Annotated in this window: 23 protein-coding genes; 9 read left to right on the top strand and 14 right to left on the bottom strand. The window is 68.0% G+C overall.

Translation table 11 applies throughout. The annotated features are described in order from the left end of the window. Window positions 1-22: 22 nt before the first annotated feature. Window positions 23-1,063: a mandelate racemase/muconate lactonizing enzyme family protein gene (locus AB7E83_RS21765; RefSeq protein ID WP_428572914.1), complete on the bottom strand. Its 1,041-nt coding sequence runs from the start codon at window positions 1,061-1,063 to the stop codon at window positions 23-25. Between the two features lie 74 nt (window positions 1,064-1,137). Between AB7E83_RS21765 and AB7E83_RS21760 the strand changes: the two genes are divergently transcribed. Beyond that, complete coding sequence (locus tag AB7E83_RS21760) at window positions 1,138-2,133, top strand: Bug family tripartite tricarboxylate transporter substrate binding protein (protein ID WP_428572913.1); 996 nt, start codon at window positions 1,138-1,140, stop codon at window positions 2,131-2,133. A gap of 25 nt (window positions 2,134-2,158) precedes the next feature. Then, a complete protein-coding gene (locus AB7E83_RS21755) occupies window positions 2,159-3,145 on the top strand; it encodes a Bug family tripartite tricarboxylate transporter substrate binding protein (RefSeq protein WP_428572912.1) in 987 nt (328 codons plus the stop codon). A gap of 10 nt (window positions 3,146-3,155) precedes the next feature. Here the strand turns inward: AB7E83_RS21755 and AB7E83_RS21750 are convergent, their stop codons facing one another. Continuing rightward, on the bottom strand, window positions 3,156-4,289 hold the full coding sequence (locus AB7E83_RS21750) for a TauD/TfdA family dioxygenase (protein WP_428572911.1): 1,134 nt from the start codon (window positions 4,287-4,289) through the stop codon (window positions 3,156-3,158). Between the two features lie 170 nt (window positions 4,290-4,459). Here AB7E83_RS21750 and AB7E83_RS21745 point away from each other — a divergent pair, with 170 nt between their 5' ends. Continuing rightward, entirely contained in the window at window positions 4,460-5,419 is a 960-nt protein-coding gene (locus AB7E83_RS21745; RefSeq protein WP_428572910.1) for a Bug family tripartite tricarboxylate transporter substrate binding protein, read from the top strand. Between the two features lie 57 nt (window positions 5,420-5,476). Here AB7E83_RS21745 and AB7E83_RS21740 read toward each other — a convergent pair whose 3' ends face one another. From AB7E83_RS21740 to AB7E83_RS21710, 7 genes are all read right to left on the bottom strand, one after another. Then, window positions 5,477-6,454 (bottom strand): Bug family tripartite tricarboxylate transporter substrate binding protein, encoded by a 978-nt coding sequence (locus AB7E83_RS21740; RefSeq protein WP_428572909.1) that lies wholly within the window; start codon window positions 6,452-6,454, stop codon window positions 5,477-5,479. A gap of 114 nt (window positions 6,455-6,568) precedes the next feature. Next, window positions 6,569-7,078 (bottom strand): DUF2442 domain-containing protein, encoded by a 510-nt coding sequence (locus AB7E83_RS21735; RefSeq protein WP_428572908.1) that lies wholly within the window; start codon window positions 7,076-7,078, stop codon window positions 6,569-6,571. 8 nt (window positions 7,079-7,086) lie between these two features. Further along, a complete protein-coding gene (locus tag AB7E83_RS21730) occupies window positions 7,087-7,518 on the bottom strand; it encodes a hypothetical protein (protein WP_428572907.1) in 432 nt (143 codons plus the stop codon). Between the two features lie 263 nt (window positions 7,519-7,781). After that, window positions 7,782-8,780 carry a Bug family tripartite tricarboxylate transporter substrate binding protein gene (locus AB7E83_RS21725; RefSeq protein WP_428572906.1) on the bottom strand — a complete coding sequence of 333 codons (999 nt, stop codon included), beginning with the start codon at window positions 8,778-8,780 and terminating at the stop codon, window positions 7,782-7,784. 164 nt (window positions 8,781-8,944) lie between these two features. Further along, window positions 8,945-10,006, bottom strand: a complete 1,062-nt coding sequence (locus AB7E83_RS21720; RefSeq protein WP_428572905.1) for a hypothetical protein — start codon at window positions 10,004-10,006, stop codon at window positions 8,945-8,947. A 105-nt stretch (window positions 10,007-10,111) separates the two neighbouring features. Then, window positions 10,112-10,879, bottom strand: coding sequence for an IclR family transcriptional regulator (locus tag AB7E83_RS21715; protein ID WP_428572904.1), 768 nt, complete (start codon window positions 10,877-10,879; stop codon window positions 10,112-10,114). Between the two features lie 32 nt (window positions 10,880-10,911). Beyond that, complete coding sequence (locus AB7E83_RS21710; RefSeq protein WP_428572903.1) at window positions 10,912-11,922, bottom strand: Bug family tripartite tricarboxylate transporter substrate binding protein; 1,011 nt, start codon at window positions 11,920-11,922, stop codon at window positions 10,912-10,914. A 233-nt stretch (window positions 11,923-12,155) separates the two neighbouring features. Here AB7E83_RS21710 and AB7E83_RS21705 point away from each other — a divergent pair, with 233 nt between their 5' ends. From AB7E83_RS21705 to AB7E83_RS21680, 6 genes are read left to right on the top strand one after another with little or no spacing between them, the layout of a single operon-like run. After that, window positions 12,156-13,394 carry a CaiB/BaiF CoA transferase family protein gene (locus AB7E83_RS21705; RefSeq protein ID WP_428572902.1) on the top strand — a complete coding sequence of 413 codons (1,239 nt, stop codon included), beginning with the start codon at window positions 12,156-12,158 and terminating at the stop codon, window positions 13,392-13,394. Between the two features lie 27 nt (window positions 13,395-13,421). Then, on the top strand, window positions 13,422-14,615 hold the full coding sequence (locus tag AB7E83_RS21700) for a 2-hydroxyacyl-CoA dehydratase subunit D (RefSeq protein WP_428572901.1): 1,194 nt from the start codon (window positions 13,422-13,424) through the stop codon (window positions 14,613-14,615). Beyond that, a complete protein-coding gene (locus AB7E83_RS21695) occupies window positions 14,612-15,949 on the top strand; it encodes a 2-hydroxyacyl-CoA dehydratase subunit D (RefSeq protein WP_428572900.1) in 1,338 nt (445 codons plus the stop codon). The genes AB7E83_RS21700 and AB7E83_RS21695 overlap by 4 nt, the downstream gene beginning before the upstream one ends. After that, window positions 15,946-16,866: an acyl-CoA dehydratase activase gene (locus AB7E83_RS21690; RefSeq protein WP_428572899.1), complete on the top strand. Its 921-nt coding sequence runs from the start codon at window positions 15,946-15,948 to the stop codon at window positions 16,864-16,866. The genes AB7E83_RS21695 and AB7E83_RS21690 overlap by 4 nt, the downstream gene beginning before the upstream one ends. A gap of 20 nt (window positions 16,867-16,886) precedes the next feature. Further along, window positions 16,887-18,074 (top strand): acetyl-CoA C-acyltransferase, encoded by a 1,188-nt coding sequence (locus AB7E83_RS21685; RefSeq protein ID WP_428572898.1) that lies wholly within the window; start codon window positions 16,887-16,889, stop codon window positions 18,072-18,074. Window positions 18,075-18,099: 25 nt separating this feature from the next. Next, window positions 18,100-18,867 (top strand): SDR family NAD(P)-dependent oxidoreductase, encoded by a 768-nt coding sequence (locus tag AB7E83_RS21680; protein ID WP_428572897.1) that lies wholly within the window; start codon window positions 18,100-18,102, stop codon window positions 18,865-18,867. A gap of 40 nt (window positions 18,868-18,907) precedes the next feature. Here AB7E83_RS21680 and AB7E83_RS21675 read toward each other — a convergent pair whose 3' ends face one another. The 5 genes from AB7E83_RS21675 to AB7E83_RS21655 are packed head-to-tail and all read right to left on the bottom strand — an operon-like array spanning window position 18,908 to window position 23,567. Then, window positions 18,908-20,185 (bottom strand): TRAP transporter large permease, encoded by a 1,278-nt coding sequence (locus AB7E83_RS21675; protein ID WP_428572896.1) that lies wholly within the window; start codon window positions 20,183-20,185, stop codon window positions 18,908-18,910. Next, window positions 20,182-20,712 carry a TRAP transporter small permease gene (locus tag AB7E83_RS21670; RefSeq protein WP_428572895.1) on the bottom strand — a complete coding sequence of 177 codons (531 nt, stop codon included), beginning with the start codon at window positions 20,710-20,712 and terminating at the stop codon, window positions 20,182-20,184. Before AB7E83_RS21670 ends, AB7E83_RS21675 begins: the two co-directional genes overlap by 4 nt. Window position 20,713: 1 nt before the next feature. After that, the gene (locus tag AB7E83_RS21665) at window positions 20,714-21,745 is read right to left on the bottom strand and encodes a TRAP transporter substrate-binding protein (RefSeq protein WP_428572894.1); all 1,032 of its coding nucleotides are present in this window, start codon (window positions 21,743-21,745) and stop codon (window positions 20,714-20,716) included. 37 nt (window positions 21,746-21,782) lie between these two features. Continuing rightward, a complete protein-coding gene (locus AB7E83_RS21660; protein ID WP_428572893.1) occupies window positions 21,783-22,979 on the bottom strand; it encodes an amidohydrolase family protein in 1,197 nt (398 codons plus the stop codon). Between the two features lie 12 nt (window positions 22,980-22,991). Further along, window positions 22,992-23,567: an amino acid synthesis family protein gene (locus AB7E83_RS21655; RefSeq protein WP_428572892.1), complete on the bottom strand. Its 576-nt coding sequence runs from the start codon at window positions 23,565-23,567 to the stop codon at window positions 22,992-22,994. Window positions 23,568-23,623 lie beyond the last annotated feature (56 nt).

The raw sequence follows: 23,623 nt of genomic DNA, 5'->3' as shown, positions 1-23,623 counted from the left end.
TTTCGTCCCGTTCATCGACGGGTCAGCAAGCATACCGCCGCAGCAGCCCTTCATCGAGTTCCCACCCGAGCCCCGGCCCCGTCGGCACGTCGATGCTGGGACGCCAGCGGATCAATTCCTTCCCGTACAGGTCGCGCCCGTCCAGCGGATCGAGCGCTGCGAAATAATTCTCTTCCTCGGCCGTCGCGAGCAGGTGCAATGACGCGAGCGCCGCCGGCCCGATGAAGGGCGTGTGCGGCGCCGGCGTCCTGCCGGCGGCTTCGATCACCTTCACGGCGCGGCGCGCTTCGCCAATTCCGCCCAGCATGCACACGTCGGGCTGCAGCACCGCGATGGCCGGCGCTTTCGCATACACCGCAATCTGCTCCGCCGAGCCGAGGTCCGCGCCCATGCCGAAGGGCACGCCCGGCATCGCGTCCATCGAAAGCAGATCCTCCGGCGGCCAGAACGGATCTTCGAAGAAGAGAAGGCCGAGCGCACGCCAGCGCGCCTCGTCGCGGCGGACGTCGGCCAGGGTATGCGCGTTGTTGCTGTCGACGATGAACGGCATCTTGCGCGGCACGACGGCACGCGCTTCCTCGATGACGTCGAAGTTCGCTTCATGCACCTTGGCCGCCTTCACGCCCGCGGCCAGGGCCTGTTCGAGGCGCGCCCGCACCTTGGCCTTGTCGTCGCACTTGGCCAGGCTCGCCATCAGCGGCACGCTCGCGCGCTTCGCGCCGCCCAGCAGGTCGGACACGGACCGGCCCTCGCTCTTGCCCGCGATGTCCCACAGCGCGATGTCGACGGCGCTCAGGGCGTTGAGCACCGTTCCGGCGCGGCCGAAGCTCGCGTAGCGACGGCGCATGTCCAGATTCAGTGCATCGCGGTCCGCCGCGGACTTCCCGATGTAGTGCGGCGCGATCGCATCGCGCAGCGTGGCGACGAGCGCCTGCTGCATCGACGCGCCGAGGCACAGGCTCTCTCCCCAGCCGACGATGCCGGACGTCGTCGTCACGCGGCACAGCACGAGCGACCACGATTCGGTCTTGAGCGCAAGCGGTTCGATTTTTTCGACGATCATCGACGAATAATACTGACTACACTGGATTTGCAGAAGATCGATCACGTTCTTCGCAACCCGAGGAGTCAGCCGAGATGCATCGTCGCGACCTCATGGCCCGGCTGGGATCCGCAGCCCTTGCGCTTTCCGCCCCGTCCCTTGCGCGAGCGCAGGGTTTTCCTGCGCAAGCGCAGGGTTTTCCGCGGCGCAACGTCACGCTGGTGGTGCCGTCGTCGCCCGGCGGCCCCATCGATACGCTCGCGAGGCTGTTGCAGCCGCATCTGCAGGCGATGTGGTCCATGCCCGTCGTCTTCGACTACAAGCCCGGCGCCAACGGCGTGATCGGCACGGACATCGTGGCCAAGGCGCCGCCCGACGGCCACACGATCGCGGTCGTGCCCACATCGCACGTGATCAACCCGAGCCTGCGCACGATGCCCTTCGACACGGCGAAGGACCTGTCGGGCGTCGCGGTCCTCGGCGTCTCCAACATCCTGATCGCGGCCAACCCGTCTTTCCCGGCGAACACGCTGCCGGAGGCCATCGCCCTCATCAGGAGCCAGCCGAAGAAGTTCAGCTACGCCAGTCCGGGCAGCGGAAGCGCCTTGCACCTGTCGATGGAGCTCCTGAAGCACACCACGGGCGTGGACGTGCTGCACGTGCCCTTCCGCGGCAGCGCCATGGCCTATCCCGAAGTGATGTCGGGCCGCGTCAACCTGCTCGTCGATCCGCTGTACTCGGCCTTGCCCCACGTGAAGGCCGGCAAGCTGAAGGCGCTCGCGCTGACCGGCGCGAAGCGCTCGGCGCTGGCGCCGGACATTCCCACGGTGTCCGAACTCGGCGTCGTGCCCGGCTTCAACGTCCAGAGCTTCTTCGCGGTGGTCACGACGGGCGGAACGCCCCGCGACGTGGTCGAGAAGATGCACCGCGACATCGGCACGATCCTGCAGATGCCGGAGACGAGCCGCCGCCTGGGCGAACTCGGCATCGAGCCGAATCCGCTCGCGACGGCGGAGGTCGATGCGCTCATCCGGCGCGAGCTCGACCGCTGGACGACGCTGGTGCGCGCCACCGGCATCAAGGCCGAATGATTTCACTTGTGCCGCGGAGAAGACCATGCGAATCCACCGTTCGAAGCGCGTCCTGTCCCTGCTGATCGCGGGCCTGTTGCTGGGGTCCGCCGCCGTGCCGGCCGCCGCGCAGGAGCGATTCCCGTCGAAGCCGATTCGCGTGCTCGTGGGCTTCCCGCCGGGCAGCGCGCCCGACATCTCGCTGCGGGCGCTGATGAACGTGGCCGGCAGGCACGTGGGCCAGCCGCTCGTCATCGTCAACAAGCCGGGCGCCTCGCAGGCCGTGGCGATGGGCGAACTGGCGGCCGCGGAGCCCGACGGCTACACGATCGCGATGACCACCGACGGCTTCCTGAGCCTCACGGTGCTGCAGCAGAAGATGCCCTTCGACCCGGCGGACATCGGGGTGCTGATGGGCTACACGCAGTTCAAGCACGTGCTCTTCGTGCGCGGCGATGCGCCGTTTCGCAAGTACGAGGATTACGTCGCGCAGGCGAAGAGCGGGCCGGGCGCCATGGACTACGGCGCATCGGGCAACGGCTCGGCGCCCGACCTGCTCGGAAAGATCGTCGCGCGCCATTCGCGCCTGGACGTCACGCACGTGAACTTCAAGGGCAGCAACGAGATCGCGCAATCCGTGCTGGGCAGGCACGTGAAGAGCGGCATCGTGGCCGTCTCCGGCCTCGCGCCCCAGCTGAAGGACGGCTCGCTCGGCATCGTGCTCGTGTTCGGCGAGGAACGCCTGCCCGAGTATCCCGACGTGCCGACCGCGGAGGAGAAGGGCATCCGCAACACCGCGCCGTTCAACAGCGTCCTGGTCCTGGCGCTTCCGCGCAAGACGCCCGCCGACCGCGTGAAGGTGTTGCACGACGCGCTGCGCAAGGCGGTGGAGGACCCCGATTTCAGGAAGGCCGTGGAGCCGACCGGCCTCATGCCGAAATACTTCTCGCCTTCCGACATGAGCCGGCTCATGTCGCAGGGACGCGATGTGGGCGTGCCGCTGCTGCGCGAACTGAAGCTGCTGGCGAACTGAACGCCTGGCGCTAGCGGCCCGCGGCCGGGGACCCGGAAATCTCGAGCGGCCCGGACGAGCCGAGGTACATCTGCGGCGCGGCCCCGGCCGCGAGCCGTTGCGAGAGCGCCTGCAGCGCAAGCTCGCGTTCTGCGACGAGTTCCGGCGGCACGATCGGGAATCCCTCCAGCAGCGAGTTCGGTCCGTGCAGGTCGGTGAAGCCGGGCGGAAGATTGCGCGGCTCGGACGTGCGCAGCCAGATCCTTTCGAGATAGCGCTGGCGCTCGGGCTCGGGCCAGTCCTCGAACTCCGTGCGCGAATGCGTGATGCGGTAGTTGTTGAGGAACTGCACGTCGCCCGGCTGGAAATGGGTGTCGAGGTGGTAGCTCGCATCGCAGGCGACGCGGTTGACGAAGGAGAGCGCATCCTTCTCGAGCTGGGTGAGCGGCACGCCGCTGAAATGCGCGCCCTGCGTGGCGAAGCCCGGCCAGTACAGGAACATCGGCAGCTTGCCGCTGCGGTCCAGCATCGGCAGGCGGCGCGCGCTGACGGGCGGCTCGCCGACGGCTTCTTCGCCCTTGCGGAAGAAATGGAAGCCTTGCTCGAAGACCGGGAGATATTCCGGGTGTTCCGCTTCCATGCGCTCCAGGATGGCGTGCGTGCTGCAGATGCGGCTCACGCCGCCGGATTTTGCGGCGTTGATGCACAGCAGGCCCACGACCTCGCAGAAGTCGGAATGGAAGTTCAGGTTGCTGCGGCTTTGCGGCGCGCGCGACGTCGCCTTTTCGGCGCCGCCTTCGTCGCGCACCTTGACGAGACGCTCCGCGCGCGCGTTCTGCCGGACCGGTGCGCCGAGGTGGTTGGCAAGGCCCCAGTAGATATCGCGCGACGCCTCGACGCCCCAGCGGCCCACCGGCAACCCGCGCAGGAAACCGAAGCCGCGGCCGGATTCGATCTCCTCGCCGAGCGCGGCGAGCACGCGGCCGAAGCGCGGCAGAGGAAAGTCGAGCCGCGTCATCGTCTCCATCGTCCCGGCTCCGCGAGCGCGCCATTGCGCGTGCGCGTCCTCCAGCTCGGCGACTTCGTCCGCCGTGAGGCGATGGATCCATTCGTCTTCGCGCGCCGCGAGTTCGGGGCCTCGCCATGCGCTGGGGCTTCGATTCATCCGGGATACCCCCGTTGTGTGGATCGATCATTCCGATCGGAATCGGCCGATGGTAGAGCGACGGCGCGTGCAGGTGCAGGTGACCCGTGAAAATCCGAAGGCTGCGGCCCCCCGGTCCTCGCTATCCTGCGGTCACGATTTCGCCTCGACACTTCTACGGAGACAATCTCATGAATTCCAGCCGCCGGCTGTTCACCGCATCGTTGCTCGCCGCGCCCTTCGCGCGCGCGTGGGCGCAGGGCTACCCCGAACAGCCCATCAAGATGATCGTCGGCTTCCCGCCGGGCGGGCCCACCGACTCGATCGGCCGCTATCTCGGCAAGGAAATGTCGGCGACGCTCGGTCAGAACATCCTCATCGACAACCGGCCGGGCGCCACGGGGCTCATCGGGCTCGAGGCGCTCGCGAACAGCAAGCCCGACGGGTACACCGTGCTGCTGATGCCGAACGTCACGACGGTGGCGCTGCTCGCCACCGACAAGCCGCTCGACATCGACAAGCGTTTCACCGCGATCGGCGGAACCATCGTGCAGCCGACGGTGATCGTCGTGAATCCGAAGACCATGGACGTGAAGAACATGGCCGAGCTCATCGCGTACTACAAGGCCAACCCCGGTGCGCCCTACACGTCCTCGGGCCACGGCAGCCCGAGCCATATCGTGATGACGGTGTTCGCCAAGCGCCGCGGACTCAACGTCACGCACGTCGCGCACAAGGGCATCCAGCCCGCGCTGCTCGACGTGATGGCGGGCCGCATCGGCATGATCATCACCGACGCCTCGCAGGCCGGCGTGCATGCGAAGTCGGGCGCCCTGCGCGTGATCGCCTCCGGCGGCAGCGTGCGCTCGACGATGTTCCCCGACATTCCGACCGTCGCGGAGCAGGGCATCGAGGACTTCGAGTACGAAGGCGCGAACGGCCTCGTGGCGCCGGTCGGCACGCCGGCCGCGGTCATCCAGAAGCTGGCCGACGCGCTGAAGAAGGCGGTGGAGAGCGAGGGCTACGTGAAGATGTCGCTGCAGGGCGGCAACAAGGCGGTGTTCTCGGACGGCCGCACCTTCCGCGACGCGCTCGAGAAGGACTTCAACCGCTGGGCGCGGCTGAAGCGAGAAGCGGGCGAGTTGAAGTGATCTTCCCACGCCACCTTCGGGTGGCGTTTTTTTCTTCGCCCGCTTGCCGGGTGCCGATCAGCTCCCGCTCTTCGCGCCCGTCAGCGCGATCAGTTCCTTCCAGCGCCGCAGTTCCGCCGTGGCCGGATTGCGCGGACCCGAGACGTCCTCGAGTTCCGCATCCATTCCCTGGGCGGCGCACAGGTCCTTGAACTCGGGCAGCTGCGCCATCTGCAACATGGTCGACGACAGCTTCTGGACGACCACGCGCGGCGTGCCGGCGGGCGCCATGATCCACACGGGCGAAGTGACGTCGTAGCCCTTGTACCCGGCCTCGTCGACGGTCGGCACGTCCGGCAGCGTGCCGGAGCGCTTGATGCCCGTGGTGGCGAGCGGCCGGAGGCGACCCGCCTTGATGAGGCCGATGGCGCCCGCGATGCCGGTGATGGTCAGGTTCACCTGGCCCGACACCGCATCGGTGATCGGCTGGGTCGAGCTCTTGTACGGCACGTGCTTCAGGTCGATCTTCGCCATGGAAGCGAGCCGCAGGGCGCACACGTGCCCCATCGTCCCGACGCCGGCGGTGCCATACGTGATCTGGCCGGGGTTCTTGCGCGCGGCCTCGACGAGGTCGCCGAGCGTGCGATACGGCGAATCCGTCGGCACGATGAAAACGAGCTTCGAGTTCGCGAGCTTGACGAGGGGCTCGAAGTCCTTCTGCGCGTCGTAGGGCATCTTGTCCATCAGCCAGGGGTTGCTGTAGTGGACCGCGTACGTGGCGAGCAGCGTGTAGCCATCGGCCGGCGACTTCGCCACGAAGTCGGTGGCGATCATGCCGCTCGCGCCGATCTTGTTCTCCACCATCGTCGGCGCCTTCCACACCTGCCCGAGCCGGGTCGCCATGTAGCGCGCGATCTGGTCGGTGGCGGTGCCCGCGTTGACGGGCACGACGAGGCGGATGGGCTTGGACGGATACGCGTCCTGTGCGTGCGCGTTCCTCAGCACGGGCGCGGCGCCGGCGGCGGCGAGAAGCAGGGTCTGGCGGCGGGTGATCATGGCGTCTCCTTCGTTGTTCCGGCGCAGTCTAGGCAGGGAACTTCGACGCCGACAATGGCGTTGCCGAGCAGATGTTCCACAGTGTGGAGTGTTCTCCGTTCGACCCGAGCGCCGTCAGGACTTCGCTGCAGGTTTCCGCGCGCGAGAAGATTTTGCCGCTACCGCATGTTCCGTGGCATTTCGTCGCGGTCGGCCGCCCTTCCTGCCGTTTTCGGCCGATGAGAGACGCTTGGCAGTGCTCGACTTCGCCCCGGCTCGTGCCGCGGACACGGCGCCCATGCGATCGGCGAACGGCGGCACCTGTCTCGCGTAGTCCCGGATCAGTCCCTTGACGCTGATGTAGGCATCGACTTTGTCCGCAATGATCGTGTCTCGCGCGGGGCTCAGCCGCAGCTCTTGCAGCTGTTCGCGCGTTGCGCCCGCGAGTTCGGAAACGAGCGCAAGCGGAATGCCGAGCATGTCTCCGCTGTCGAAGACAAGAACGAGTCGAGCGCCATCCTTCGCCCTGCGGATCGACACACTCGTGACCGCCCATGGGTTTGCAGCTGGGGGGACATGTCTCGCTGCCAGCAACTTGATGTCGCCGGTGTCCAGTTTCGTATATGCGCGGCGTGCAGTCGTCATGTCGTGTCCTAGGGGCACCTGCCCGTGAATGTCTTGATCTGCCCCAGCGCCTTGAATTCGATCGAATTCGCAGCGGCGATGTAGTGCGCGGCCATGACCTTCAACGCGGTTGGCGTGCCCACAGTCGACTCGTGGACGTAGCCGCGACGCAGGACGACATGGCGATTGCGCAGGCACACGTTCTGCACCGCATTCCAGAAGGCATCGCGACATGCGTCGAGCTTGTCGGTAACCCTGTTCATGCATGCCTGCACCTGCCTGGCACTCGGCGATCCCGCCAACGGCGGAAGCTCGGGCAGGACTGCCGATGAGACGTACGAGAAAAAAATCCTCATCTCCCGCCCCTCGCCTTCGTGAAACGCATGAACGTGCGGGTCGCAGTGCTCGTCCCGCGTTCGCACGACGATCTTCGCTGCGCCGACAGTTGCGATCTTGCCCAAGATGATAACCTATCGGTTAGGTTTTGTGTACTGTGCGTAGGCAACGAAGGCAGCGAGACCCTATCGCATTCATCGCACGTGAATGGGATGCGAATCTATTTCAAGTGATGTCGCGACTCAACGCGAATTCGAGGCGCTGACGTGGAGTCGCAACTCGAGACGGAAGTACAGTTTTGCTGCGCCGCGCGATTCGTTAGGGGAGGGGGTTGCCCCGGTTTTTCACGCATTGCGCCCGGTGCGCAAGGACAACCCCGGCCCGAGGCTCAATCCAGCCGGATGTTGTTCTTCCGGATCACGTCGCCCCAGCGCGCCTTCTGCTCCGCGAGGAAGCCCTGGATCTGCTGCGCGTTCATGGGCGGGTAGGGTAGCAGGCCGGTCTTCTCGAGGGCGCTCGTGAACTCCGCATCGGCCATCACCTTCTGCGTCGCGGCGGCCAGTGTCTGGTGGACGGCCGCGGGCGCCTTCGACGACGCGGCGAGCGCGAACCAGCTCGACGCCTCGTAGCCGGGCATGCCGCTCTCGGCCACGGTCGGCACGTTCGGCATCAGCGCGCTGCGGCGCGTGGAGGTCACGGCGAGCGCCTTCAGCCGGCCCGAACTCACGAAGGGCGCCGCCGAACTCACCACGTCGAACACGGTCTGCAACTCGCCGCCCATGAGGGCGGTGAGTGCAGGCGCCGTGCCGTTGAAGGGCACGTGCGTCATCTTGATGTCCGCCCCGGCGTTGAACAGTTCCACGGCGAGGTGCAGCGGATTGCCGGTGCCGGGCGAGCCGTAGTTCAGCTTGCCGGGATTCGCCTTGGCATGCCTCACGAAGTCCTGCAGCGTGCTCGCCGGCAGCGACGGATTGACGAGCACCACGAGCGGCATGTTGGCGACGACGCCCAGCGGCACGAGGTCCTTCTCGATGTCGTACGGGATCTTCGAGGAAAGCTGCGGGCTCACGACCAGCGGACCCTGTCCCGCGAAGACCAGCGTGTAGCCGTCGGCGCCCGACTGGACCACGGCCTGGATGGCGACGACGGAGTTGCCGCCCACGCGGTTTTCGGCAATGACGGGTTGTCCGAGTTCCTTCGACAGGCGTTGCGCGAAGCTGCGCGCGAGCTGATCGGTCGGCCCGCCGGCCGCGAAGGGCACGAGCAGCCGGACCGGCTTCTCGGGATAGGCGGCGAGCGCGGCGCTCGATGCGAAGAGCAGGCCGAGGGCGGCCGCGCGAATGAAGGTGCGCCGGGCAAGGCCCGGCAGGTCGAGGCGAAGGCCCATGTCGATTTCCGTGGAGAAGGTGGCGATGCCGCCCACTATGCCGCAGCCCCTCCGCACGCGTTGTATCGAGGACTACATTCGCGCCACCCGCGCCACCCGCGCCACCCGCGCCACCCGCGCCACCCGCGCCACCCGCGCCACCCGCGCCACCTGCGCCACCTGCATCAGGGATGCATGGCGCCATCCACCTCCATCAGCTGCGAGTAGCAGATCCGCCCGATTCTCAGTCCCGCGCCGGCGAGTTGATTGAACCACTGGCTCGCTTGGACGTCCGCGCCCCTCGGGTTCCCGATCTTCGTCCCGGCCCGGTCCCAGGCTAGCATCCGGGTGTGCATCGCGGCCTTGTAGTGGGACGCGGACACGCATATGCCTGCCCACGGGTCGCAGACGAACCCGCTGTCAGGCCATCGCGACGGGTCGCCGATCAGCACGACGACATGGTTGAAGTCACCCCGCTCGAAGGACACCAGATTGAGCGGGCCGATGGACGCCCCGAACAGATACTCGTAGGCGATGCAGGCCTGTTCCTGGCAATTGCCGACGTGCGCCGACAGGGCCGCGTGGGCCAGAGTAACGATGTCGAGCTCCAAGCGCTGGCGCTCGGCGGCGAAGAGTGCGCTAATCGCGTCGGCGTTGGTCGTCCTCAAGGTGAACAGCTTTTGCCATGCGGGCTCGGGCGCTGAAGAAGCGGCCGCGGTCGCGGTGGATGCCGCCGCCGCCGCCGCCTTCGAGGCGGCTGCTGCCGCTGACGCAGCTCCCATCGCGTGCGATGCGGAAGCGGCCGCACCTGCCCGATTCGATGCCCTCGCGGTTTGTCTCCCGACGATGTTGGGGGCACTCACCTCGCGGGCAACGTACTCGATGGCCGCCAGCGCGGCAGACATGACGTCCCTTGGGGAGCTTACGGCACGTGCCGCATTGGCGAGAACGATTCGCTGCCGCACCATCGGCTGGACTGCACCGGCCGCACCGGTCCCGGCGGCTCCGCCCGAAGCGGCCGCCGTGTAGGCGGGCGGCGCATGCGCCATCGACAGCGCATCCACCCGCACCCGGTGGTGCGTGGAGGCGCGCATGCCGGCGAACACGGGCATGGGCGCGGGCGGCGCGGTCGCGCGCACCATCGTCTTCGTCGACGCCCTCATGCGCGGGCATGAGGCGGCAACGTGGTTGGTATCCCGGCAGTAGAGGCAGAACGCCATGTCGCTCTCCGCAATCGAGCCGGACATGTCGTCCGGAGGACGCGGCCGACTATAGCTCAGCCATTGGCCGGGGTCGACGCGTCGGGGCGCGGTCGTTCCGTACTCTGCGCGATCGGCGCGCGGCCAGGTTGCCTAGGCGCGCTTGCCGAACATCGCCACCTCGTTGCGCCTGCACATCGCCGTCAGCGCCTCGCCGAGCTCCTTCAGCGCGGCCGGGGAATGCTGGCCCAGGAACGTGTGCAGCGAGATCGCGAGGCGCGGCCTCCCCTCCACGTCGACCATGGCGGCGGCGACGCTCGTCACGCTGCGCAGCAGGTGTCCCGCGTCGATGGCATAGCCGTTCTCGCGCGCCTGCTTCAGCTCCTTCAGGTAGCGGGCGAATGGCACCGGCTCGTTCCACGGCAGGCCCTCGATGGCCGCGCGGATCTGCGCCTCGCTGTAGTGGCCGAGCGCCAGCATCATGCGGCCCGTCGCGCCCGCATACGCGGACACGCGGCTGGCGACCGGGAACTCGATGTGGACGCCCTCCTCGGGCACGACGCGGCCGACGAGGAGATGCCGCTCGCCATGCATCTGCCACACCGTGACCGTGGCCTCGAAGCGGCGCGCGAGGTCCTGCAGCTCGGGCATCAGCAGGTTCATCGCGGAGCTATTGAGCAGCGATCGCGCGAGCTCCAGCAGCCCGACGTCGAGCCGGTAGGTCTTGTTGTGCGCGGAGAAGCCGACCAGCTTCTGGCCGATCAGCGTGCGCAGGATGTTGAGCGTGGTCGAAGGCGATACGTTCGCCGCGCGCGCGAGGGCGGTCACGCCCATGGGGGCCTCGGCGTCGGCGATGGCGCGCAGGATGTTCACCGCCTGCGTCACCGCGCCGACCTCCTTGCCGACTGTCATCTGGTCCATGGACGAGACTGTAGCGGCCTCCGCCCGGCTTCTCAGGTGATCTCGAGCTGCAGGCCGGCGCGCTTGATGATGCCGGACCAGCGCCGCACCTCCGACTTCACGAAGGCGTCGTACTTGTCGACCGGCTGCCAGTCGGCGCGGCCCGCCACGGCGTTGATGCGGTCGATGGCCGCGGGCTTCGCGAGTGCCTCGCGCACCTTTAAGTTGATCGCGGCCAGCGCCTCGGGCGGCGCGCCCGCGGCGGTCACGAGCCCGACCCAGGTGGCCACCTCGAATTCGGCGAGTTCGGGCATCGTCGAATTCACCGTGACGACGTCGGGCAGCAAGGCGCTGCGTTCGGCCGTGCTCACCCCCAGCGCGCGGATCTTGCCGGACCTGACGTGCTGTACGTAGCTCGCGAGGTTGTCGAACATGAACTGGATTTCGCCGGAGAGCAGCGCGGCGCCCGCCTGCGCGGAGCCGGGGTAGGGAATGTGCGTCGCGCGCGTGCGCGTCAGCTGGTTGAACCAGAGGCCCGAGAGGTGCAGGCTCGAGCCGATGGGGCCGCCGTAGTTCAGCTTGTTCGGATTCGCCCGCGCATAGGCCACGAACTCGGAGACGGTGTAGGCCGGCACGGACGGATGGATCACCAGCACGTTGGGCATCTTGACCATGCCCGAGACGGCGGCGAAGTCGCCTTCCTTGTACGGCAGCTTGGGGAAGAGCGAATACGCGGTCGCCTGCGGCCCGGGGCTGCAGGTCAGCAGCGTGTGGCCGTCGGCGGGATGGCGCAGCAGTTCCTGGCTGCCCGTGATGCCGCCGCCGCCGGGCTTGTTCTCGACGACGCACGGTTTGCCCCAGCTCGTCGACAGGTGCTCGGCCACGACTCGCGCGAGCGTGTCGGAGATGCCGCCGGGCGTCGACGGCACGATGATGCGCATCGATCGCTGCGGCTGCCAGCCGCCGGCCTGGGCCCATGACGGGGTGGCTCCGCAGGCCAGGACCGCGCCGCCGGCGAGTTGTCCGAGGAAGTGCCGCCGCGTGGCGTGGATGGGGTGTTGCAAGTCCGTCTCCTGTCGTACGTGAAGTGGCGTGAGGGGCACGAGGGCGCGCGCCGGCTGAGTCGTTCGATTATTCACGATTCGGCAATGTATGCAACATAGTGAATACGCGCCCCGGCATTTCAATGGATCGGCGATTGGAGTTTTTCGTCATTGCTTCCCTCTAGTCGATACCGAGGCGCGGTTGAAGAAATTTCCCATCGAGAATGACGTTTTTGATGGTAAATTTGTTTTCCATGACTTCCGACCGTTCCGCCCCTGCCCGCCGGCCGCTCGAGGGCGTGCGCATCGTGGACCTCACCACGATGATCCTGGGGCCGATGGCGACGCAGTACCTCGGCGACCAGGGGGCGGACGTGATCAAGATCGAGGAGCCCGAGGGCGACCTCACGCGCTACATCGGGCCGCAGCGCCACCCGGCCATGGCGGCCTTCTACCTCAACAGCAACCGCAACAAGCGCAGCGTGGTGCTCGACATCAAGCGTCCCGAGGGGCAGGAGGTCTTGCACAAGCTGCTCGACGGCGCGGACGTGCTGCTGCACTCCATCCGCACGCCGTCCGCGCGCCGCCTCGGCCTCGGCTACGACCAGCTATGCGAGCGTTATCCGAAGCTCGTGGTGTGCCACGCGCAGGGCTACTCGGAGCGCGGGGCCTATGCGGGCATGCCGGCCTACGACGACGTGATCCAGGCCGCGAGCGGCCTCGCCATGCTGCAGTCCGTCGTGGCCGGCGAGCCGCGCTTCGTGCCCTCCGTCATCGCCGACAAGGTAAGCGCCGTGCATTGCGCGTTCGCGGTGATGGCCGCGCTGATGCAGCGCGTGGGCACGGGGCAGGGCCAGGACGTCGTCATTCCGATGATGGAGACGATGGTGGCCTTCAACACGGTCGAACACCTGTGGGGCGCGATCTTCGAGCCGCCGCTCGCGCCCATGGGCTACGTGCCGGTGAGCCAGGCCTCGCGCCGGCCTTTCGCCACGCTCGACGGACACGTCTGCGTGCTGCCGTATACGGACCATCACTGGGCGCGCTTTTGCAAGATCGTGGGCGACGACGCGCTGACGAACGACGAACGCTGGCGCACGCACAACGCGCGGCAGAAGGACCTCGCCGGCTTCTACGCGGAAATCGGACGCCGCGTCGCGCAGCGCACCACGGAAGACTGGGTGGCGCAGTTGTCCGCCGCCGACGTGCCCTACAGCCGCGTCAATGCGCTCCAGGACCTGCTGACCGAGCCGCACCTCGTCAGCAGCGGCTTCTGGCGCACGATGGAGCATCCGACCGAGGGAACGTTGCGCTACCCGAGCCCCTTCATGGAGATCGCGAGCGTGCCCGACCGGGCGCCGCGCCATGCGCCGGGGCTCGGCGAGCACACGAGCGAGATCCTGCGCGAACTGGGGCTCGATGCCGACCGCATCGCCACCCTGCACGAATCGGGCGTCACGCGAGCACGCATCAAGGCGCCGGCCGCGGCCTGACGCCACGCGACATCGAAGCACGAAACCATGGACCATCCTTCCTTCACGATCCTCGCGGCCGCCGCGAACGATCCGGCCGGCTACGCGACGCAGTGGAAGGCCCGCACCGGCCGCCGCGTCGTCGGCTGCCTGCCGATGAACTTCCCGCCCGAGCTCGTGGCCGCCGCGGGCGCGCTGCCCCTGCAACTGCAGGAGTCGCGCGACGCCATCACGCTGGGCAACGCGATGTTTCCCACGTTCTACTGCGGCTTCACGCGCAGCCTGGTCGACCAGGCGATGCGCGGCGAATTCGGCATGCTCGATGCGCTCTATTTCGTCGACAACTGCGTGCAGCTGATCGGCGCGGCGGATGTCGTGCGCGCGCGGCTGAACGCGCTGCGCGTGCGCTATTTCCAGATCGATCCGTCGATGAAGGCCGGCAGCTCCACGCGCGACACCGCGACGCGCGTGTACGGCCAGCTGCGCGACGAACTCGCATCGCTGACCGGCGCGGCCGTCGACGACGACGCGCTGCGCGAGTCCATCGCGCGCCACAACCACGGCCGCCACATGCTTCGGCAGATCCAGGCGTTGCGCCGCACGGGCCGCGAGCTGGCGGCGAGTGACATGCAGGTGCTCGTGAAGGCCGGCATGGTGATGGAACGCGAAGAATTCAACAGCCATTTGCGCAAGGTGCTGGAGTTCCTGCTCGAGATGCCGGCCGCGCCGCATGGCGCGGGCAGGGTGCGCGTGCATCTTTCCGGCCACCTGTGCCAGGCGCCGAAGCCCGAACTGCTCGACCTCATCGAGGACTGCGGCGCGGAAGTGGTGAACGACGACCTGTTCCACGGCGCGCGCTGGTTCGCCACCGACGTGCCCGCCACCGGCGATCCGCGGGCCGACCTCGTCGCCTGGTATTTCGCGCGCAACATCGCGACGCCGTGCCCGACGCGCACGCACACGCCGACGCGCTGGAGCGAGTCGCTGCCCGATGCCGCGACCGGCGCCGGCGCCGAGGGCGTCATCACGCTTCTCGTGAAATTCTGCGAACCGCACATGTACCTCATCCCCGAGATCGGCGATGCGCTGCAGGCGCGGTCGATCCCCCACCTGCTGATCGAGACCGAGCACGAAGGCATGCCGCTCGAATCCATCCGCACGCGGCTCGAGAGCTTCGTCGAGAGCATCCGAAGCCGCCGCGGCCGCCGCGCCGCCGCCCCCCGAATCGAGGAGAACGCATGACGATCGATGCACTGGTCCGCACGCCCGGCCGCGACAACCGGCTGCGCTCCACGCGCAACAGCGGCCGCATGGTCAACGAGTACTGGAGCAGCCTCTACCGGGCGCGCGAGGAAGGCCGCAAGGTCCTCTGGTACAACGGCCAGAAAATGAACGTGTTCGCACAGGCTGCGGGCGTGGCGTGGGTGCATGGCGAGGCTTACTCGGCGCTGCTCGCGGCACGGCACCTCGAAGGCCCCGCACAGAAGGCGGCGAGCGACCACGGCTTCATGCAGGAAGTGTGTTCGTACAGCCGCACGCACATGGGCTGCGCGCTGGCCGGCGACTCCGGCGGCGCGCCGCCGCCGGCCCCCGGCGAAATGCCCGACGCCGAGGCGATGGCGCGCGGACTGCCCGTGCCCGACATGCTGATCAGCGCCTACCCCGGCTGCAGCAGCGGCCAGCAGTGGGACGATGCGCTCGGCCGACTCTTCGGCCAGAAGCTGCCGGTGTTCAACGTCAACATTCCCTTCCTCTGGGGCAACCAGGGCGACGGCATCGAGGGGCCGGAGTGGGAAGGCGCCGTGCGCTACCTGACGCAGCAACTGCGCGAGTCCATCGCCTTCATCGAGCAGCAGACCGGCCGCCCATTCGACATGGACGAACTGTGCCGCATCATGTCGTACGTGAAGCAGGCCGCGATCCTGCGCAACGAGGCGATGGCGCTGTGTTCCGCGCGGCCCTCGCCGGCCTCGTACTTCGACTGGATCGCGAGCATCGCGCCGCTGAACTTCATGCCCGCGTCGCAGGCGCTCGTGGACTACTACGCGGGCGTGAAGACCGAGATCGAGGAGCGCATCGCGCGCGGCGAAGGCGCGGTGCGCGACGAGAAGTACCGCCTGTACTTCGACGGCATCATGAACTGGAACAACCTCGGGCTGCTCTCCAAGAAGTTCGCCTCCTACGGCGCCACCGTCATGTGCGGGCGCTACACGCACCGCGCGTTCTGGACGCAGCCGCACCTGATCGACGTGAACGATCCGCTGCCCGGCATCGCCAAGCACTTCCTGCTGTGCCCGCTCAACCACAGCGTCTTCGACCAGGTCGATTTCGCGCTGGAGGACTCGGTGAAGTACGGTGTCGACGGCATGGTGTTCCACGTCTCGCGCACCTGCCGCTCCATGACGAGCCCGCAGTACGTCATGGCCGAAGCCGCGCAGCGCAAGCTGGGCCTGCAGACGATGATGTTCGAAGGCGACGTGGCCGACGTGGCTTTCTATGACGACGCGATCATGACGACGCGGCTCGAAGCGATGCTCGAGTCCATCGAGATGCAACGCCAGCGGGTCGCCGCGTGACGAAGCCCGGCGCGTTCGTCGCGCCCTACGTGATGGGCGTGGACCTCGGCTCGAACACCGCCAAGACGGTCATCCTCGATGCGCGGGGCGCGATGGTGACGTCCAGCGTGGTGAAGATGGGCTCGGTCAGCCGGCGCGGCGCGAAGTCGTCGATGGCCGAGGCGCTGCAGCAGGCGGGGCTGGCGCAGGAGGACATCGCGCGCACCGTCAGCACGGGCTATGGTCGCCGCATGGTGGAGACCGCCGATCGTGCGTTCACCGAGATCACCTGCCACGCGCGAGGCGCAGCGGTGCTGTGCCCCGGCGTACGCATGGTCATCGACATCGGCGGGCAGGACAGCAAGGTCATCGCCATCGACGAGAACGGCTTCGTCGAGAACTTCGCCATGAACGACCGCTGCGCGGGCGGCACCGGCAAGTTCTTCGAGGTGCTGTCGGATTGCGTCGACGTGGACATCGAGGACATCGGCGAGATGGCGCTGCGCGGCAGCGACGCGCTCGCGATCTCGAGCCTGTGCGCGACCTTTGCCGAAACCGAGGTGATCTCGCTGCTCGCCGAAGACAAGAACAAGGACGACATCCTCGCCGCCGTGCATGCGTCCGTCGCCGCGCGCACCGTGGGCCTCGTCAATCGCGTCGGCGTGCGGCAGCCAGCGGTGATGACCGGCGGCGTGGCGCAGAACCCGGCGGCGGTGAAGTTCATCGAGCGTGCGCTGGGCATACCGCTCGGCCTCGCGCCGAATCCTCAGATCGCGGGCGCGTTCGGCGCGGCGCTGCTGGCGCTCGACGATTTGCGTGCGGAGAACGCGGACGACGCGCCCGCCGACGACGCGCAGCTCTCGGGACGCGAGATGCCCCGTGCGACCGACCCGGCATGCAAGCGTCCGGCGCCGATCGCGATCGTTCCCCGCACCTGATTTTTTTCCAGGAGACACCCATGCAGCAGGCGTACATCGTCGATGCGATCCGCAGCCCCACGGGCCGCGCCAAGGCGGGGGCGGCGTTCGCCGACCTGCATCCCGCCGAGCTTCTCTCGCAGGTCCTGAAGCAGCTCGTCGAGCGCAACCGGATCGACCCGGGTCTCGTCGACGACGTGATCACCGGCTGCGTGAGCCAGGTCGGCGAACAGTCAGCGACGCCCGGCCGCGTGGCGTGGCTCGCGGCCGGCTTCCCCGAGCACGTGCCCGCGACCACCATCGATCGCAAATGCGGCTCGAGCCAGCAGGCGATCCACTTCGCCGCGCAGGGTGTGATGGCCGGCGCGTACGACCTCGTCATCGCCTGCGGCGTCGAGTCGATGAGCCGCGTCGTCATGGGCTCGGCGCGCATGGGGCAGGACGCCCTCGGCCCGTCGTTCAATGCGCGCTACGCGCCCGGCCTCGTGCCGCAAGGCGTGGCGGCCGACCTGATCGGCGAGCGATGGGGCATCTCGCGGGCCGACGCCGATGCCTATGCGGCGCGTTCGCACACGCTCGCGGCCGCGGCCCGCGAGGCGGGACTGTTCGACCGCGAGATCGTGCCGATCGCGACGGCCGCGGGCAGGGTGACGCGCGACGAAACGATCCGTCCCGGCACCACGCCCGAATCGCTTTCCGCGCTCAAGGCCGTGTTCCGCACCGACGACTACGCCGCGCGCTTCCCCACGATGGCGTGGAACACCACGGCGGGCAACTCCTCGCAGATGAGCGACGGCGCATCCGCCGTGCTGATCGCGAGCGAGCGCCTGGCCGCGCAGCTCGGCCTGAAGCCGCGCGCGCGTTTCGTCGCCTTCGACGCGCGGGGCGACAGCCCCTTGCTCATGCTCACCGCGCCCATCGCCTCCACGCGCAAGGCGCTGGAGAAAAGCGGCATGAGCCTCGCCGACATCGACGCATACGAAGTCAACGAGGCGTTCGCGCAGGTGCCGCTGGCGTGGCTGAAGGACATGAAGCCGCTGGGCGCGAATCCCGAGCGGCTCAATCCGCGCGGGGGCGCCATCGCCCTCGGCCATCCGCTCGGCGCGTCCGGCGCGCGTCTCATGACGACGCTGCTGCACCACCTGGAAGACACGGGCGGCCGCTACGGACTGCAGACCATGTGCGAGGCCGGCGGCATGGCCAACACGACGATCGTCGAACGCATCTAGGAACACGGGAAGGAACACGGGACTCATGAAACTCGACAGCAGCATGTCGGCGCTCGTCACGGGCGGCGCCTCCGGCCTCGGCTTCGCGAGCGCGCAGCAGCTCGCCGCGCGCGGCGTGCGCGTGGTCATCGCCGACGTCAACCCCGAAACCGGCGAGAAGGCCGCCGCGGCGCTGGGCGACGGCGCGCGCTTCGTGCGTGCGGACGTCTGCGATCCGCAGCAGATGGCCGCGGCCATCGAGTCCGCGAACGCCATGGCGCCGCTGCGCGCGCTCATGCATTGCGCGGGCATCGGCGGGCCGCTGCGCCTCGTGGAAAAGAGCGGCGAGCCCGGTTCGCTCGAGAAGTTCGAAGCCATCGTGCGCGTCAACCTCGTCGGCACCTTCAACAGCCTGCGGCTCGCCGCGGCGAGCATGGTGCGCAACGAGTCGGTGGACGGCGAACGCGGCGCGTGCGTGCTCACCGCCTCGGTCGCGGCGTTCGAAGGCCAGATCGGGCAGATTCCGTATGCGTCGTCGAAGGCGGGCATCGTCGGCATGACGATCGTCGCCGCGCGCGACCTCGCGGCGAAGCAGGTCCGGGTATGCACCATCGCGCCGGGCGTGTTCGACACCCCGATCCTCGCGAAACTGCCGCAGACCGTGCTCGACAGCCTGGCCGCCGGCATCCCGCATCCCTCGCGCCTCGGCCGCCCGCCGGAGTTCGCGATGACCGCGCTGCACATCCTCGAGAACCCGATGCTCAACGGCGAGACGATCCGCCTCGACGGGGCGATCCGGATGGCGCCGCGGTGAGTGGAGCGGGCGTCCGCGCTGCCGGGCGCTGGAGGTCCGCCTACCCCATCAATTTCAACGCCGCCAGCGAAATCTGCGGCACGTAAGTCACCAGCATCAGCACGCCGATATACAGCACCAGCAGCGGCAGCACGCCTCGGTAGAGCGTCGGCAGCGGCACCTTGAACAGGCCGTTCACGGCGAAGATGTTCAGCCCGAAGGGCGGCGTGAACATGCCGATGGCGAGGTTCATCGTCATGATGATGCCGAAGTGGATCGGGTCGATGCCGAGCGCCGTGACGGCCGGCAGGAACAGCGGCGCGAGGATCAGGATCGCGGCCGGCGGCTCGACGAACGAGCCCACGACGAGCAGCAGGATATTGAACAGCAGGAGCAACTGCCACGGTGGCAGCTGCAAGTCGGTGAGGAACTTCACCAGCATCTGCGGAATGCCCGTTGTCGTCACCAGCCACGAGTAGAGGCCCGCCGCCGCGACGATGATCAGGATCTGCGTCATGAGGAACATCGAGCGACAGGTCGTCGCCCACAGGTCCTTCCAGCTCATTTCGCGATAGATGTAGCGTGAGACGAGCGCCGCATACACGACCGCGACGCCCGCGGCTTCGGTCGGCGTGAAGATGCCGCCGTAGATGCCGCCGATGATGAAGACCGGCGCGGCCAGCGACCACATCGCCTCTTTCGTCGACACGACGACCTTGGCCATCGTCGGCTTCTCGGTCATCGGGATGCGGTTGCGCCGCGCATACCAGAGCACGTACACCGCCGCGACGACGGCCATGAGCAGCCCCGGAACGATGCCCGCGATGAACAGCTTCGGCACCGACTGCTGCGCGGCGATGCCATAGATGATCATCGGGATCGAGGGCGGAATCAGGATGTCGATCGCGCCCGTGCCCGCGATGACGCCGCCGCTGAACTTCGCGCCGTAGCCGGCGTCGTTCAAGGGCTTGTACAAGGTTCGGCCCACGGCGGCGATGCAGCCGACCGACGAGCCCGACATCGCGCCGAACAGCGTGGAGGAGCCCACGACGGTCAGGCCGAGCGAGCCGCGAATGCCGCCGACGATGGACATCACCCAGTTGATGAGGCGGCGCGCGAGCCCGCCCGTGCCCATGATGTCGCCCGCGAGGATGAACAGGGGAATGGCGAGCAGCGGGAAGCTGTCGAGCGAACCGAACACCACCGTCTGCACCGAGTGCAGCGGCAGCTCGGCGTTCATCGCCAAGCCTGCCAGCGACACCATCAGCAGGATGGCGAAGATAGGCACGCCCAGGACCAGCAGGAGCACGGGCAGGCCGAAATAGACCGCCGCGGTCATGTGCGCACCTCCACGGGTGCGGTGCTTTCTTCCGCGGCGACGTCGCCGTTGCGCGTGCGATCCGCGAAGATCCCGATCAGCAGCAACAGCGCGGCGGTGCCCAGCCCGATGGGCACGGCCAGCTGCGGAATCGCGACGGGGATGCCGGAGCCCTCGCTCTTCTGCCCGAACTGGATCAGCTTAACGATCACGGGAAAGCCGGCACATGTCACCGTCATGAGCGTGCCGATAACGACCGCGTCGACGACGAGCTCCGCCCAGCCGCGCGCCCGCGCGCCCAGCCGGTGCAGCAGCAAGTCCATGCGAATGTGCTCGCGGTCCAGCGTCACCTTCGCCGTGGCGAGAAAGACGCCCCCGATCATCAGGAACTGCATCGTCTCCTCGCCCCATTCGAGCGCGTGCGCGAACAGGTAGCGGCCCGTCACGTTGACGAAGTTGATGCACACGATGGCGACGAGCATCGCCGCCGCCGCGTAGAGCAGCGCGTCGGCGACGCGGCTCCTCAGAGTGGGGGCGCCGGGCCGCACTTTACTTCGCCCCTTCGGCCCGCTTCGCGGCGGCCGTCAGCACGTCGTAGATCGCCTTGTCCTGCGCATGCCTGGCGACGACTTCGGGGCCGATCGGCGCGGTGACCTTGATCAGGCTCGAGCGGTCCGCGGCGTTGATCGTGGTGAAGGTGCCGCCGGCCTTGGCCCAGTCGCTCTTCGACTTGGCGTAGTCGTCGAGGGCGAACTGCAGGATGTCGCGGCTCACCTGCTTGCCCGATTCGGCGATGGCCGCCCGGATCTCGGGCGGCTGCTTGTCGAGCCAGGTCTGCGAGACGACGGTGATGATCGTCACCATCGCCTGGTTCGACTCGTAGAACCACTTCGCGACGTCGTAGTAGCGCAGCGCCGAGAGCACGGGCAGCACGCTCATCACGCCGTCGATGGTGCCCTGCTGAAGGGCGGGCAGCACCTCGCCGAGCGCCATGGGCACGGGCGAGGCCTTGATGCGCTTGATCTGCTCGCGGTCCATGTCGGAGGCGATCACGCGGATCTTCTTGCCTTCGATGTCGTTGAGCTTCACCGTGGGCGTGCGCATCGCGAAGCCGGTCGGGCCGGTGACGAAGAGGCCGATGCCCTTGAGGCCCTTCGCGGTGGCGAGGTCGAGAAAGGCGTCGGAGAACTGCGCGTCCTGCAGCGCGCGGTGCGCGTGCGCATGGTCCCGGAACACGCCGGGGGCCGAGAGCACGTTGAAGCGGCTGTCGATCGTGGCGAGGAACTGCGGCGGGCCGTTCCACGCCTGGATGGTGCCGAACTGCACGCCTTCGATCATGCGCGGGATGGCGCCGAGCTGGCTCGCCGGATAGATCTCCACCTTCACGCGGCCGCCGGTTCGCTTGTCGAGGTCGGCGGCGAAGCGCTTGTACCACTCGTGCTGCAGGTCGTTCAAGGTGGCCGTGCCGACCTTCATCACGATGGGGGCGGGTGCCTGCGCGCGCGCCGGGGCCGCGCCGAGGATGCCGGCACAGGCGAGCACGGCGAACGAGGTGGCGAGGCGTCGGGTCCAGAACTGCATGTTGACTGCTCCAAATGTGAGGGAGGTTGGCGGGGGCTCAGTGCGAGGCGAGGCTGTAATCCATGGGGACCGTGCATTTCGCGACGGTCGGCGCATTCGTCGGCGCCGGCGTGTTCCGGCTGCGGCCCACGAAGCGCGGCACGCCGTTGGTGACGACGGCGGAGACCGCCGCGATGTCGCCGTTGGCGAGCGCGTCGAGCGCGTTGTCCTTCGAGCCGCCGACGCAGGCGTCGAGCAGCACGACGTCCGCGTCCTTGCCGGGCGCGATGAACCCGTTGTTCAGTCCGTAGACCCGCGCGTTGTTGCCGGTGGCCGCGGCGATGGCCCACTCGACCGGCAGATCCATCAGGCTCGCGAGGTGCGTGATCGTGTACATCATGCCGAGCGGCATGATGCCGCTGCCGGTCGGCGTGTCGGTGGCGATGAGCAGGCGGTCGAACTTCTTCGCCTCGAGCGCGAGCTTCGCGATCAGCAGCAGCGTGCGCAGATTGCCCGCCGTGCAGACCTGCAGCGCGATGTCGCTCTCGTTCACGATGCGCGGGAAGTCGCGGTCGGGCATGGCGACCGGACCGCCATTGACGTGGAAGGACACGTGCGGCTGCATGCGCAGGAGGTGGTCGAACCAGATGCCCGAGGAGCCGGGGATCGACGAGCCGCCCGTATGCACGGTGGTGATCATCCCGGCCTTCTTGGCCCAGCCAACCATCTCGGCGTATTCGTAAGGCGTCTTCACCGCGCCGAAGCCGGCCTTGGCGAGCCACACGCCCTTGTCGGCGACCTCCTTGAAGTCGGCTTCGGTCAGGCCGGGCTCGAGGATGATCGATCCCGCATGCACGCGCATGCCGCCGGGGCGGAAGTCGTCGAAGCACTTCTTCGCGGCGACGGCAAGCGCCTTCACGCCCTCTGGGTCTTTCGGGCGGCCGGGCACGTGAACTTCCGAGGCGGAGATGCAGGTGGTGGTGCCGCCATGCACGTAGCTCTCGAGGAAGCCCACCGTCTTCTGGCGCGGCGTGTAGTCGCCGAAGGTGTTGTGGACCTGCGAGTCGATCAGGCCGGGAATGGCCACGTTGCGGTTGGCGTCGATCACGACGTCGCAAGCGGCGAGGTCGGCGTCGCTCAAGCCGCCCACCTTCGAAATGCGGCCGGCCTCCATGAGGATCGAGTCGCCGGCCGCAAGGGGCTCGCGCCACTCGCCCGAGACGATCTTGCCGATGTTGACGATCGCGGTTTTCATGGGGCGCCTCCTTCAGACCAGGCCGTCCCGGCCCTGGATGTCCTCCGCGCGCAGGCCGCCCACGCGGGCGTTCAGGCGGCCGCGCGTGGCGGCGCAGAAGATGAGGGCGATCTCGTCGGGCATGGGGCACTCGGGCACGGTCAGCGACATGCCGTCGTAGTGCGAGCGCACGTACAGCGCGTCCTTGTGCGCGAGCGGCACGTCGATGGTGGTGCCGGGTCCGCCGACCTTGACCATGGACGAGATCCAGGCCTTGCCGCCACCCACGGCCTCGCGCACGGGCGCGGCGAAGTCGGAGGTGAGGAGGGCGGCCGCATGTTCCTGCTCGCCGTTGATGCCGACGATGCCGCCCTTGCCGTAGCTCTGGACCTTGTACGCGCCGGCCAGGCGGGCGAGTTCTTCGCCGATGCGGTGGCCGATGGGCACGCTCGCGTCGATCAGCGGTCGCAGGTTCTGCACGAACTGGCCCGCATACGGGTTGTCGACCACGGCGATCACCGCGAAGCGGCGCAGGGAGTCGCCGACGGGGACGTCGGGCGCATGAAGGCAGTCGGTCACCGTGTAAAGACGCTTGATGGAAATGTTCATGAGGCCTCTTGCATTTCGTTCGTGTGTCTGGCATTATATTGTCAGACAATCTGACA

Source organism: Ramlibacter sp. (assembly GCF_050250995.1).
Lineage (GTDB): Bacteria > Pseudomonadota > Gammaproteobacteria > Burkholderiales > Burkholderiaceae_C > Ramlibacter.
The sequence above is the reverse complement of the archived record's forward strand: the minus strand, read 5'-3'. Positions and strand labels throughout refer to the sequence as shown.